We start from the raw sequence: 12765 nt of genomic DNA, 5'->3' as shown, positions 1-12765 counted from the left end.
TGAGAGTGTATCTCTTTAAGGATCGTCCTTTATTCCTGCTCTTTCACCGGGGCGGGCGGCGGGCGCAGGCCCACTTCGGCCAGCAGCTTGATCTCTTTGCCGTTGCGCATCACCTGGATCGCGACCTTTTCCGTCGGTTTGATCCGCGCCACCTGGTTCATCGAACGGCGACCATCGCCTGCCGGTTCACCGTCGATGCTGAGGATCACATCGCCCACCTGCATCCCGGCTTTCTCCGCCGGGCCGCCGCGCAGGATGCCGGCAATCACGATGCCTGGGCGCCCGGTCAGGCCAAACGACTCCGACAGCTCCTTGGTCAGCGGTTGCACTTCAATCCCCAGCCAGCCACGGATCACCTGGCCGTGCTCGATGATCGACTTCATGACTTCCATCGCCAGCTTCACCGGGATCGCAAAACCGATGCCCTGGGAGCCGCCGGACTTGGAAAAAATCGCCGTGTTGATGCCGGTCAGGTTGCCATTGGCGTCCACCAGCGCGCCGCCGGAATTGCCCGGGTTGATTGCCGCGTCGGTCTGGATAAAGTCTTCGTAGCTGTTAAGGCCCAACTGATTACGCCCGGTGGCGCTGATGATGCCCATGGTCACGGTCTGGCCGACGCCGAACGGGTTGCCGATCGCCAAGGCCACATCACCGACCCGCAGGCTTTCGGAGCGGCCGATGGTGATGGAGGGCAGGTTCTTCAGGTCGATCTTCAGGACCGCAAGGTCGGTTTCCGGGTCGCTGCCCACTACCCGCGCCAGGGTTTCGCGGCCATCGCGCAGGGCCACGACAATCTGGTCGGCCCCGGTGCTTACATGGTTGTTGGTCAGGATGTAGCCTTCGGGGCTCATGATCACCCCGGAGCCGAGGCTCGACTCCATGCGGCGCTGCTTGGGCGAATTGTCACCGAAGAACCGCCGGAACTGTGGGTCTTCAAACAGCGGGTGCGCCGGTTTATTGATGACTTTGGTGGTGTATAGGTTGACCACTGCGGGCGCAGCGACCACCACCGCATCGGCGTAGGTCACCGGGCCTTGTTGCACCGCGCTGGTTTGCGGTGCCTGTTGCAGGTTGACGTCCAGGCTTGGCAGGCCGACCCATTGCGGATAACGCTGAATAATCAGCATCGCGATCAGCACGCCGGCCAACAATGGCCATCCAAAAAAACGCAGCGCCTTGAGCATCAAGTAAGTCCTGACAGGTTGCAGGGGGCGCGGGAGCGCCCATAATGTCGCGCATTATACGAGGCCGCGAGCGCCTCTGAACGGGATATTTAGGAGTCTTTTATGGCCGTCGCCCTGAGCACCCTGGTTGAAGAAGCGGATCGCTACTTGAACAGCGCGAAAATTGCCGATTACTGCCCCAATGGCCTGCAGGTCGAAGGCCGGCCGCAGGTGTTGCGCATTGTCAGTGGCGTGACTGCCAGCCAAGCGCTGCTCGACGCGGCGGTGGAGGCCAAGGCCGACCTGGTGCTGGTGCATCACGGTTATTTCTGGAAAGGCGAGAGCCCGTGCATCACCGGCATGAAACAGCGCCGCCTCAAGACCCTGCTCAAGCACGACATCAGCCTCCTGGCCTACCACCTGCCGCTGGACCTGCACCCGGACGTGGGCAACAACGTGCAGTTGGCCCGCCAGTTGGACATCACCGTCGAAGGCCCGCTGGACCCGGACAACCTCAAGGTCGTCGGCCTGGTCGGCTCCTTGGCCGAGCCCCTGTCGGCACGGGATTTCGCCCGCCGTGTGCAGGAAGCCATGGGCCGCGAGCCGCTGCTGATCGAAGGCAGTGCGATGATCCGCCGCGTGGGCTGGTGCACCGGCGGCGGCCAGGGCTACATCGACCAGGCCGTGCTGGCCGGGGTGGATTTGTACCTCAGCGGCGAGGCTTCGGAACAGACCTTCCACAGTGCCCGGGAAAACGACATCAGCTTTATCGCCGCCGGCCATCACGCCACCGAGCGTTATGGCGTGCAGGCCCTGGGCGATTACCTGGCCCGGCGCTTTGCCCTCGAGCACCTGTTTATCGACTGCCCCAACCCGATCTAAGCCTCCCCACAGGCCCGTCATTGCAGGCAAACCGAGCGGTATATCCATATACCGTTTCGATCTAGCCAGCTCCCTGATTAGAAGTAGGTGCTGTGCTAGCATGCCTCGCTCGAACACGGCCCGCAGGCCGTCCATAAGATCGTTTTTCCGTGAGTAGCCATGGTCGACAAACTGACGCATCTGAAACAGCTGGAGGCGGAGAGCATCCACATCATCCGTGAGGTTGCCGCCGAGTTCGACAACCCCGTGATGCTCTACTCCATCGGCAAAGACTCCGCCGTGATGCTGCATCTGGCGCGCAAGGCATTCTTCCCGGGCAAGCTGCCGTTTCCGGTGATGCATGTGGACACCCAGTGGAAATTCCAGGAAATGTACAAGTTTCGCGACCGCATGGTCGAGGAACTGGGCCTGGAGCTGATCACTCACGTCAACCCGGACGGTGTGGCGCAGGGCATCAACCCGTTCACCCACGGCAGCGCCAAGCACACCGACATCATGAAGACCGAAGGCCTGAAACAAGCCTTGGACCAGCATGGTTTCGACGCAGCCTTCGGCGGCGCCCGTCGCGATGAAGAGAAATCCCGCGCCAAAGAGCGCGTGTACTCGTTCCGCGACAGCAAGCACCGCTGGGACCCGAAAAACCAGCGCCCGGAGCTGTGGAACGTCTACAACGGCAACGTCAACAAGGGCGAGTCGATCCGCGTGTTCCCGCTGTCCAACTGGACCGAGCTGGATATCTGGCAGTACATCTATCTGGAAGGCATCCCCATCGTGCCGCTGTACTTCGCCGCCGAACGTGAAGTGATCGAGAAGAACGGCACGCTGATCATGATCGACGACGAGCGCATCCTCGAGCACCTGTCCGACGAGGACAAAGCCCGCATCGTCAAAAAGAAAGTCCGTTTCCGTACCCTTGGCTGCTACCCGTTGACGGGCGCGGTGGAGTCCGAAGCCGAGACGCTGACGGACATCATCCAGGAAATGCTCCTGACGCGAACTTCCGAGCGCCAGGGCCGTGTCATCGACCACGATGGTGCAGGCTCGATGGAAGATAAAAAACGTCAAGGTTATTTCTAAGGGGCTGTCATGTCGCATCAATCTGATTTGATCAGCGAGGACATCCTCGCCTACCTGGGCCAGCACGAACGCAAGGAAATGCTGCGCTTTCTGACCTGTGGCAACGTCGACGACGGCAAGAGCACCCTGATCGGGCGCCTGCTGCACGACTCCAAGATGATCTACGAAGACCATCTGGAAGCCATCACCCGCGATTCGAAGAAAGTCGGCACCACCGGTGACGATATCGACCTGGCTTTGCTGGTCGACGGCCTGCAGGCCGAGCGTGAGCAGGGCATCACCATTGATGTGGCCTACCGCTATTTCTCCACCGCCAAGCGCAAATTCATCATTGCCGACACCCCCGGCCATGAGCAGTACACCCGCAACATGGCCACCGGTGCGTCCACCTGTGACCTGGCGATCATCCTGGTGGATGCGCGCTACGGCGTGCAGACCCAGACCCGTCGCCACAGCTTTATCGCCTCGCTGTTGGGCATCAAGCACATCGTCATCGCGATCAACAAGATGGACCTCAACGGTTTCGACGAGAGCATCTTCGAGTCGATCAAGGCCGACTACCTGAAGTTTGCCGAGGGCATTGCGTTCAAGCCGAGCACCATGGCCTTTGTGCCGATGTCGGCGCTCAAGGGCGACAACGTGGTGAACAAGAGCGAGCGTTCGCCGTGGTACACCGGCCAGTCGCTGATGGAGATCCTCGAAACCGTCGAGATCGCCAACGACCGCAACTACACCGACCTGCGTTTCCCGGTGCAGTACGTCAACCGCCCGAACCTGAACTTCCGTGGTTTCGCCGGTACCCTGGCCAGCGGCATCGTGCACAAGGGCGACGAAGTGGTGGTGCTGCCGTCGGGCAAGAGCAGCCGCATCAAATCCATCGTCACCTTCGAAGGTGAACTGGAGCACGCAGGCCCAGGCCAGGCCGTGACCCTGACCATGGAAGACGAGATCGACATCTCCCGTGGCGACCTGCTGGTGCATGCCGATAACGTGCCGCAAGTGACCGACGCCTTCGACGCCATGCTGGTGTGGATGGCCGAGGAGCCGATGCTGCCGGGCAAGAAATACGACATCAAGCGCGCCACCAGCTACGTGCCGGGTTCCATCACCAGCATCGTGCATCGTGTGGATGTGAACACCTTGGAAGAAGGCCCGGCCAGTGCCTTGCAACTGAACGAGATCGGTCGGGTCAAGGTCAGCCTCGACGCGGCCATTGCCCTGGACGGTTACGCCAGCAACCGCACCACCGGCGCCTTTATCGTGATTGATCGCCTGACCAACGGCACTGTGGCCGCGGGCATGATTATCGCACCACCGGTCAGCCATGGCAGCGCGGCGCAGCACGGCAAGTTGGCCCACGTGGCCACCGAAGAGCGCGCCCAGCGTTTCGGCCAGCAGCCGGCCACCGTGTTGTTCAGCGGCCTGTCGGGCGCAGGCAAGAGCACCTTGGCCTATGCAGTTGAGCGTAAATTGTTCGACATGGGCCGTGCGGTGTTCGTACTCGATGGCCAGAACCTGCGCCATGACCTCAATAAAGGTCTGCCACAGGACCGTGCCGGGCGTACCGAGAACTGGCGGCGTGCTGCTCACGTGGCGCGTCAGTTCAACGAAGCCGGCCTGCTGACCCTGGCGGCCTTCGTGGCGCCGGATGCCGAGGGCCGTGAACAGGCCAAGGCGTTGATCGGCAGTGATCGTTTGCTGACCGTGTACGTGCAGGCCTCGCCGTTGGTGTGTGCCGAGCGTGACCCGCAAGGCCTGTATGCTGCGGGTGGGGATAACATCCCTGGTGAGTCGTTCCCGTACGACGTGCCGTTGAATGCCGACCTGGTGCTCGACACCCAGGCCCTGTCGCTGGACGACAGCGTCAAGCAAGTGCTGGAGCTGTTGCGCCAGCGCGGCGCGATCTAAACCTCGCCGCCACAAAAAAGCCCGCCACCGATCACTCGGTGGCGGGCTTTTCACATTCTTCAGGTTGACCCAATCAGTGTGGGAGCCGGCTTGCTTGCGATGGCAGTGGTTCAGGCAATGCACTTACATCTGACAGGCCGCTATCGCAGGCAAGCCACATACAGGTTGATCAGCGATTACCTGGGTACTCGATGTGAAGCCGGCTCAACAGGGCATCCTTGTCTTCCCACAACTGGTTGATCCAGCCCTGGAACGCCAACCGATACTCCCCATCCTGCTCATAATTCTTGCCAATGAACTCGGCCGGGATCTGCACCTCTTCAAACTGCACCACCACGTCTTTTACATTGCCGCACAACAAGTCCCAGAACCCCGGGCGCCCGCCTGGGTAGTGGATAGTCACATTGACCAGTGACTTCAGTTGCTCGCCCATGGCATCCAGTACAAACGCAATGCCGCCGGCCTTGGGCTTGAGCAGGTAGCGGAACGGCGATTGTTGCTGGGCATGTTTGCCAGGGGTAAACCGCGTGCCTTCGGCAAAGTTGAAAATACCCACCGGGTTGTCGCGAAATTTCGCACAGGTCTTGCGGGTGGTTTCCAGATCCTTGCCTTTCTTCTCCGGGTGTTTCTCCAGGTAGGCCTTGGTGTAACGCTTCATGAAGGGGAAGCCCAGCGCCCACCACGCGAGGCCAATCACCGGTACCCAGATCAGCTCCTGCTTGAGGAAAAACTTCAGTGGGCGGATCCGTCGATTGAGCACGTACTGCAACACCATGATATCGACCCAGCTCTGGTGGTTGCTGGTCACCAGGTACGAGTGCTGGTAGTCCAGGCCTTCCAGGCCCTTGAGGTGCCAGCGGGTGCGGCGCACCAGGTTCATCCAGGCCTTGTTATTGCTGATCCACGCTTCATGGGTGTGGTTCATCAACCACTCGCTGAAGCGTTTGGCGAACGGCAGCGCCTTGAACAGCGCGACGATAAACAGGAATGAACACAGCAGGATGGTGTTCAACGCCAGCAGCAGCGAGGCAATGACCCCACGCAGGGGGGCAGGCAGAAAGTCCAGCATTTAGGCATCCATAGGTCGGTTGGCGGCTTGAATCGCGGTCAGGGCGATGGTGTAGACGATATCGTCCACCTGGGCCCCACGGGGCAGGTCGTTCACAGGTTTGCGCAGGCCTTGCAGCATCGGGCCGAGGCTGACGCAATCGGCACTGCGCTGCACGGCTTTGTGGGTGGTGTTGCCGGTGTTGAGGTCGGGGAACACAAAGACCGTGGCCTTGCCCGCCACCAGGCTGTTGGGTGCCAGTTGCCGGGCGACGTTTTCGTTGGCGGCGGCATCGTACTGCAAGGGGCCGTCGATCAGCAGCGAGCTTTGTTGTTCGTGGGCCAGCAGGGTGGCCTCGCGGACTTTCTCCACTTCTTCGCCACTGGCCGAGTCACCACTGGAGTAGCTGATCATCGCCACGCGCGGGGTGATGCCGAAAGCGGCGGCCGAATCGGCGCTTTGCAGGGCAATTTCCGCGAGTTCCGCGGCGCTGGGGTGCGGGTTCATCACACAGTCGCCGTAGACCAGCACTTGTTCAGGGAACAGCATGAAAAACACCGACGACACCAGGGTGCAGCCCGGCGCGGTCTTGATCAGTTGCAGGGCCGGGCGGATGGTATTGGCGGTGGAGTGGATGACCCCGGAGACCAGGCCGTCCACTTCATCCAGCGCCAGCATCATGGTGGCGATTACCACGGTGTCTTCCAGTTGCTGCTCGGCCATCGGCGCGTTGAGGCTTTTGCTCTTGCGCAAGGCCACCATCGGCTCGACATAGCGCTCGCGAATCAGGTCCGGGTCAAGAATCTCCAGGCCTTCGGGCAACTCGATGCCGTGGGCGCGGGCCACGGCTTCGACGTCAGCCGGCTTGGCCAGCAGCACACAACGGGCAATGCCCCGGGCCTGGCAGATGGCGGCGGCTTGCACGGTCAGCGGCTCGCTGCCCTCGGGCAGCACAATGCGCTTGTTGGCGGCCTGGGCACGCTGGATCAACTGGTAGCGGAACACCGCCGGCGACAGGCGCATCTCCCGTGGCGTACCGCAACGCTGGTGCAGCCAGCGCGCGTCCAGGTGGCTGGCGACGAAATCGGTGATGATCTCCGCACGTTCGCGGTCATCAATCGGGATTTCCTTGTTCAGGCTGTTGAGTTGGTTGGCGGTGTCGTAGGAGCCGGTGCTCACCGACAGCACCGGCAGCCCGGCCTGGAACGCACCACGGCACAGATCCATGATCCGTGGGTCGGGCAGGGTGTCGCTGGTCAGCAGCAGGCCGGCCAGGGGCACGCCATTGATCGCGGCCAGGCTGACGGCGAGGATGATGTCGTCGCGATCCCCCGGCGTCACCACCAGCACGCCGGGCTTGAGCAGCTCCACGGTGTTGCGCATGGTGCGTGCGCAGATGATGATTTTGCTCATGCGCCGGGTTTCATAGTCGCCCGCATTGAGCACTTGTGCGCCCATCAGGTCGGCCACGTCGCGAGTGCGCGGGGCATTGAGCTCGGGCTGGAACGGGATACAGCCCAGCAAGCGGAAATCGCCACTGCGCAGTAACGGCGAATGCTCCTTGAGGCGCGCGGCGAAGACTTCCATGCTTTCGTCGGTCTGTACCTTGTTCAGAATCACGCCCAGCACTTTCGGGTCTTTCGGGCCGCCGAACAGTTGCGCCTGCAATTCCACGCGGCCGGACAGTTCGGTCAGCACTTCGTTTTCCGGGGCCGAGACGAGGATGACTTCGGCATCCAGGCTTTTCGCCAGGTGCAGGTTGACCCGTGCGGCATAGCTGGCGCTGCGGGTCGGCACCATGCCCTCGACAATCAGCACGTCCTTGCCCACGGCGGCCTGCTGGTACAGGGTGATGATTTCTTCGAGCAACTCATCGAGCTGGCCATCGCCGAGCATCCGCTCGACATGGGCCAACCCCAGGGGTTGCGGCGGTTTCAGACCGTGGGTACGCGCCACCAGCTCGGTGGAACGCTCAGGCCCGGTATCGCCGGGGTGCGGCTGGGCAATCGGTTTGAAAAAGCCGACTTTCAGCCCGGCCCGCTCAAGGGTACGCACCAGCCCAAGGCTGATGGAGGTCAGACCCACACCAAAATCGGTGGGCGCGATAAAAAAAGTCTGCATGCGAATTCTCTGAAGGTGCATGGCTTCGGTGGTGCGCTATGGCTGCGCGCCGACCGGGAATCAGTTGCCAAGGGTATCGTTATCCGGGCGCTGCGCACACCAGCCACAGGCAAAGGGCTGGCCTATTTTTGCCAGGCGTTGCGCCGGATCAATCACCCAGCCCCTGGATTGCCAGGGCGGCTGGTGGCGCAGGTGCTGCGTATGGCCGCAGGACAGCGCGGCGACCCAGTGGCCGTCTGCGTCCTGGTGAAATCCGACGACCGTCGAGTCACTGGATCGACTCCGTCTGTCCGGGTTGTGTTCGCTTTCGGGCAAATCCTTGTTTAGACTTGTCCGTTCTTCATTCTTATGCAAAAGGTCTCGCCCCATGCCGATCGCCGCCAACAAGGCTGTCTCCATTGACTATACCCTGACCAACGACGCTGGTGAGGTCATCGACAGCTCCGCCGGCGGCGCGCCGCTGGTCTACCTGCAAGGCGCAGGTAACATCATCCCGGGCCTGGAAAAGGCCCTGGAAGGCAAAGAGGTTGGTGATGAACTGACCGTTGCCGTAGAACCTGAAGATGCCTACGGCGAGTACTCGGCCGAACTGGTCAGCACCCTGAGCCGCAGCATGTTCGAAGGCGTCGACGAACTGGAAGTGGGCATGCAGTTCCACGCCTCCGCTCCGGACGGCCAAATGCAGATCGTGACCATCCGCGACCTGGACGGCGACGATGTCACCGTCGACGGCAACCACCCGCTGGCAGGCCAGCGCCTGAACTTCCAGGTCAAGATCGTTGCCATCCGCGACGCTTCCCAGGAAGAAGTTGCCCACGGCCACGTACACGGCGAAGGTGGTCACCACCATTGATTGACGGGCCACGTCCAGTCAGTTGAAAAGAAAGGCGCCTTCGGGCGCCTTTTTTGATTGGCGGCTATTCTTGCCGGCTGGGCGGCTGTAATCTCGAATGGCCGTTACACAGAATATGGTAAATCTGGAGTTCGTCATGAGTGCTTTCCACGACCTTAAACTCACAGCCCTGGATGGTCAGGAGCTGCCTCTGACGCCCTATAAGGGGCAAGTCGTGCTGGTGGTCAATGTCGCCTCCAAGTGTGGACTGACCCCGCAGTATGCGGCGCTGGAAAAACTTTATCAGCAGTACAAGGGCCAGGGTTTCACCGTGCTGGGCCTGCCGTGCAATCAATTTGCAGGCCAGGAGCCCGGGACTGAAGACGAGATCCAGGCGTTTTGCAGCCTCAACTATGGCGTGAGCTTTCCCCTGGGCAGCAAGCTGGAGGTCAACGGTCCCGATCGTCATCAGTTGTACCGCTTGCTGGCAGGTGAGGGCGCGGAGTTTCCAGGGGATATCACCTGGAACTTCGAGAAATTCCTGCTGGGCAAGGATGGGCGGGTGCTGGCGCGTTTTTCCCCACGTACCGCGCCTGATGATCCGAGTGTTATCCAGGCCATCGAAAAGGCCCTGGCCTGATTTGGCGCTGTGGTGAGGGGGGCACGCCCCTTTGCCACAAGTCGATGTATCCTCCCGCTTTTGCACCTTAATCACCGCAATCAATAGTGCTATCCAGTGCGGTCTGCACTCCATATTATCCGCATCATAAAACCCCTTTCATGCGGAGTGCTGCCATGCCTGTCCAAGCCTTGTTCAAACCTTTCCAGCTCGGTGCACTGCAATTGCCGACCCGCGTGGTCATGGCGCCGATGACCCGTTCGTTTTCCCCCGGTGGCGTACCCAATTCCAAAGTCATCGAGTACTACCGCCGTCGCGCGGCGGCCGGCGTTGGCCTGATCATCACAGAGGGCACGGTGGTGGGCCACCAGGCTTCCAACGGCTATCCGAATGTCCCGCATTTCTACGGTGAAGCGGCATTGGCCGGCTGGAAGAAAGTGGTCGACGCGGTGCATGCCGAGGGCGGCAAGATCGTCCCGCAACTGTGGCACGTTGGCAGCGTGCGGCGCATAGGCACAGAACCCGATGCCAGCGTGCCGGCCTATGGCCCGATGGAAAAACTCAAGGACGGCAACGTGGTGGTCCACGGCATGACGGTCCAGGATATCCAGGCGGTGATTGCTGCCTTCGCCCAGGCCGCCAAGGATGCCCAGAGCATCGGTATGGACGGCGTGGAGATCCACGGTGCCCACGGTTACCTGGTCGACCAGTTCTTCTGGGAAGGCAGCAACCAGCGTACCGATGAATACGGTGGCAGCCTGGCCAATCGCTCCCGGTTCGCCATCGAGTTGATTCAGGCCGTGCGGGCGGCGGTAGGTCCTGAGTTCCCGATCATTTTCCGTTTCTCCCAATGGAAGCAGCAGGATTACACCGCGCGCCTGGTGCAAACGCCCGAGGCACTGGGTGAGTTTCTCAAGCCGTTGTCGGACGCGGGTGTGGATATTTTCCACTGCTCCACACGGCGTTTCTGGGAACCGGAGTTTGAAGGCTCCGAGCTGAACCTGGCGGGCTGGACCCGCAAGCTCACTGGCAAGCCGACCATCACTGTGGGCAGCGTGGGCCTGGATGGCGAGTTCCTGCAGTTCATGGTCAATACTGACAAAGTGGCGCAGCCGGCGAGCCTGGAAAAACTGCTGGAGCGCCTGAATAACGATGAGTTCGACCTGGTGGCCGTTGGTCGTGCGCTGCTGGTCGACCCGGATTGGGCGCTGAAAGTCCGTGAAGGCCGTGAGGGCGATATCTTGCCGTTCAGTCGTGAAGCGCTGATGACCTTGGTGTGACGCTCAGGATGAGCCGACTGGCCCGGCTCATCCCCATGCTTTAGCTGCGGCTGAAGGGCGGGCTACCCACCCTTGGCGGTGTTCGGGGCGTACATCAAGGGGCGCGATGCAACCTCGGGCGGTAGCTGATTATCCACCCTTGGGGCGGAAGTAAGCTGCTCAAAGGGGCGGGACTCTGCCTTAGGCTGACCCGAGCTGACTTGGCTGGGTGAGTGTGAGGGCTCTTGCGACGATATCCCGAACTGCCGCCGAAGTTGATTGCGCTGCGCTTTTTCCTGCACGGCTGTTTGATCAGGGAGGTCTGCCTCATGTGTGAGTCGATTGAATCGGTCACTGTTCAGCAGTTTCTGCTCGTCGGCGGTGAAGGGTTCGATGTCTCTGCCGTGCTTTTGCCATAAATGATCATACTGCGCGGGATCCTTCTGGCCGTTGTTCGGGGGGATGGCGGAGGTCGGTAAAGGGTTGGTGTTGATTAACATGGTTAAGACTCCATCGCATGATTGTCTGCGCAGACCTGCACGAGCCTGAATCTGCAGCCCTATCTGTATGGCGCTAGAGGGCTGATGGTTCCATGTCTAAAGTAACTGGATATACCTCACACCAGGCGCGAGCTGCCTGTATCGACAGGTTCCTCACCGCACACGCTGCGCAGTTGGTGCTCGAACTGCTCGATAATCGCCGGCCAGCCCTGGCGACTGGCATGTTGGCGGGCATTCAGGCGCATCCGGCGCAGACTCTCGGGTTCTTCCAGTAACCAACTGGCGGCATCGCAAAATGCCTCCTCGTCACCCGGCATCGCCACGGCACCACTGTAGCCATGGCGGATATGCTGAGTGGCGGCCGCCTGGTCGTAGGCCACTACGCCCAATCCGGAGGCCATGGCTTCCAGTACCACGTTGCCAAAGGTCTCGGTGAGGCTGGGGAACAGAAACAAGTCCCCTGACGCATAGTGCCGGGCCAGTTCCTCGCCGCGTTGCGTGCCGCAGAAAATCGCCTCGGGGAGGCTCTTTGCCAGTGTCTCCCGCTGTGGCCCGTCACCGACCACGATCAGCTTCAAACGACGCTGTGGATAAGTGGCCTGCAACCCCTCGAAGCAGCGTTTGAGCAAGCCGAGGTTTTTCTCTGGCGCCAGGCGTCCGACATGCAAGATCGCAATATCGTCATTGCCCAGGCCCCACTGCCCACGCAAGGTGTTGTCACGCCTGGCCGGGTGGAACAGTTGGCTGTCGACCCCGCGCGACAACAGGTCCAGGCGCTCGAAGTGGCGGCGTTCCAGTTCCAGGCGTTGGCTGACGCTGGGCACCAGGGTCAGGCTGGAACGGTTGTGGAACCAGCGCAGGTAGTGGGTCAGGATGCGGCTGAGCATGCTTAGGCCGTACTGGCTGGAATACTGCTGGAAGTTGGTATGGAAACCGCTGACCACGCTGATCCCCAGGCGCCGTGCCGCGCGCAAGGCCGACAAGCCCAGCGGGCCTTCGGTGGCAATGTACAGCACGTCCGGACGCTGGCGTTTCCAGCGCCGCAGCAGTTTGTGCATCGAGGACTGGCCCCATTGCAGGCCGGGATACCCTGGCAGAGGCCAGCCGCGACACAACAGTAGGCCGTCGTCGCTGAGGCGGCTCAAGTCGCCACCCTGGCGCGGGCGCACCAACTCCACCTGATGCCCACGGGCGCGCAGGCCGTCACACAGGCGGCCAAGGGTATTGGCCACGCCGTTGATTTCCGGTGGAAAGGTTTCGGTGATCAGGGTGATATTCAGGAAAGCTGTCGTCATGCAGCCAGTGTCGGCGCGGGCCATGTCGTCATTGTGTCATCGCAATGACGGATTTATGACG

12 protein-coding genes are annotated in these 12765 nt (G+C 61.3%); 6 read left to right on the top strand and 6 right to left on the bottom strand.

The features are described from left to right. Nucleotides 1–29 precede the first annotated feature (29 nt). Nucleotides 30–1184 (bottom strand): Do family serine endopeptidase AlgW, encoded by a 1155-nt coding sequence (algW, locus tag HBO24_RS20835; protein WP_057437778.1) that lies wholly within the window; start codon nucleotides 1182–1184, stop codon nucleotides 30–32. A gap of 102 nt (nucleotides 1185–1286) precedes the next feature. Between algW and HBO24_RS20830 the strand changes: the two genes are divergently transcribed. From HBO24_RS20830 to cysN, 3 genes are all read left to right on the top strand, one after another. Further along, nucleotides 1287–2045, top strand: coding sequence for a Nif3-like dinuclear metal center hexameric protein (locus tag HBO24_RS20830; RefSeq protein WP_057958314.1), 759 nt, complete (start codon nucleotides 1287–1289; stop codon nucleotides 2043–2045). Nucleotides 2046–2204: 159 nt separating this feature from the next. Continuing rightward, a complete protein-coding gene (gene cysD / locus HBO24_RS20825) occupies nucleotides 2205–3122 on the top strand; it encodes a sulfate adenylyltransferase subunit CysD (RefSeq protein ID WP_057437780.1) in 918 nt (305 codons plus the stop codon). Between the two features lie 9 nt (nucleotides 3123–3131). Beyond that, nucleotides 3132–5030, top strand: a complete 1899-nt coding sequence (gene cysN / locus HBO24_RS20820) for a sulfate adenylyltransferase subunit CysN (RefSeq protein WP_057958315.1) — start codon at nucleotides 3132–3134, stop codon at nucleotides 5028–5030. Between the two features lie 169 nt (nucleotides 5031–5199). Here the strand turns inward: cysN and HBO24_RS20815 are convergent, their stop codons facing one another. The 3 genes from HBO24_RS20815 to HBO24_RS20805 are packed head-to-tail and all read right to left on the bottom strand — an operon-like array spanning nucleotide 5200 to nucleotide 8598. Continuing rightward, nucleotides 5200–6099, bottom strand: coding sequence for an acyltransferase (locus HBO24_RS20815; protein WP_120731668.1), 900 nt, complete (start codon nucleotides 6097–6099; stop codon nucleotides 5200–5202). Beyond that, entirely contained in the window at nucleotides 6100–8199 is a 2100-nt protein-coding gene (gene pta / locus HBO24_RS20810; RefSeq protein ID WP_057958317.1) for a phosphate acetyltransferase, read from the bottom strand. Between the two features lie 60 nt (nucleotides 8200–8259). Further along, nucleotides 8260–8598, bottom strand: coding sequence for a DUF3565 domain-containing protein (locus tag HBO24_RS20805; protein ID WP_081044174.1), 339 nt, complete (start codon nucleotides 8596–8598; stop codon nucleotides 8260–8262). Between HBO24_RS20805 and HBO24_RS20800 the strand changes: the two genes are divergently transcribed. From HBO24_RS20800 to HBO24_RS20790, 3 genes are all read left to right on the top strand, one after another. Beyond that, entirely contained in the window at nucleotides 8567–9052 is a 486-nt protein-coding gene (locus HBO24_RS20800) for a peptidylprolyl isomerase (protein ID WP_017476012.1), read from the top strand. The genes HBO24_RS20805 and HBO24_RS20800 overlap by 32 nt on opposite strands. A 136-nt stretch (nucleotides 9053–9188) precedes the next feature. Further along, nucleotides 9189–9671 (top strand): glutathione peroxidase, encoded by a 483-nt coding sequence (locus HBO24_RS20795; protein ID WP_057958318.1) that lies wholly within the window; start codon nucleotides 9189–9191, stop codon nucleotides 9669–9671. 155 nt (nucleotides 9672–9826) lie between these two features. After that, the gene (locus HBO24_RS20790; protein ID WP_057437784.1) at nucleotides 9827–10930 is read left to right on the top strand and encodes an NADH:flavin oxidoreductase; all 1104 of its coding nucleotides are present in this window, start codon (nucleotides 9827–9829) and stop codon (nucleotides 10928–10930) included. Between the two features lie 62 nt (nucleotides 10931–10992). Here HBO24_RS20790 and HBO24_RS20785 read toward each other — a convergent pair whose 3' ends face one another. Both HBO24_RS20785 and HBO24_RS20780 read right to left on the bottom strand, forming a co-directional pair. After that, nucleotides 10993–11409, bottom strand: a complete 417-nt coding sequence (locus HBO24_RS20785; RefSeq protein WP_170060213.1) for a hypothetical protein — start codon at nucleotides 11407–11409, stop codon at nucleotides 10993–10995. A gap of 116 nt (nucleotides 11410–11525) precedes the next feature. After that, nucleotides 11526–12704 carry a glycosyltransferase family 1 protein gene (locus tag HBO24_RS20780; protein ID WP_170060212.1) on the bottom strand — a complete coding sequence of 393 codons (1179 nt, stop codon included), beginning with the start codon at nucleotides 12702–12704 and terminating at the stop codon, nucleotides 11526–11528. Nucleotides 12705–12765 lie beyond the last annotated feature (61 nt).

Origin of the sequence: Pseudomonas sp. WS 5410 (genome assembly GCF_012985645.1) — a bacterium.
GTDB lineage: Bacteria > Pseudomonadota > Gammaproteobacteria > Pseudomonadales > Pseudomonadaceae > Aquipseudomonas > Aquipseudomonas shahriarae.
This window is presented reverse-complemented; position numbering and strand designations above follow the sequence as displayed.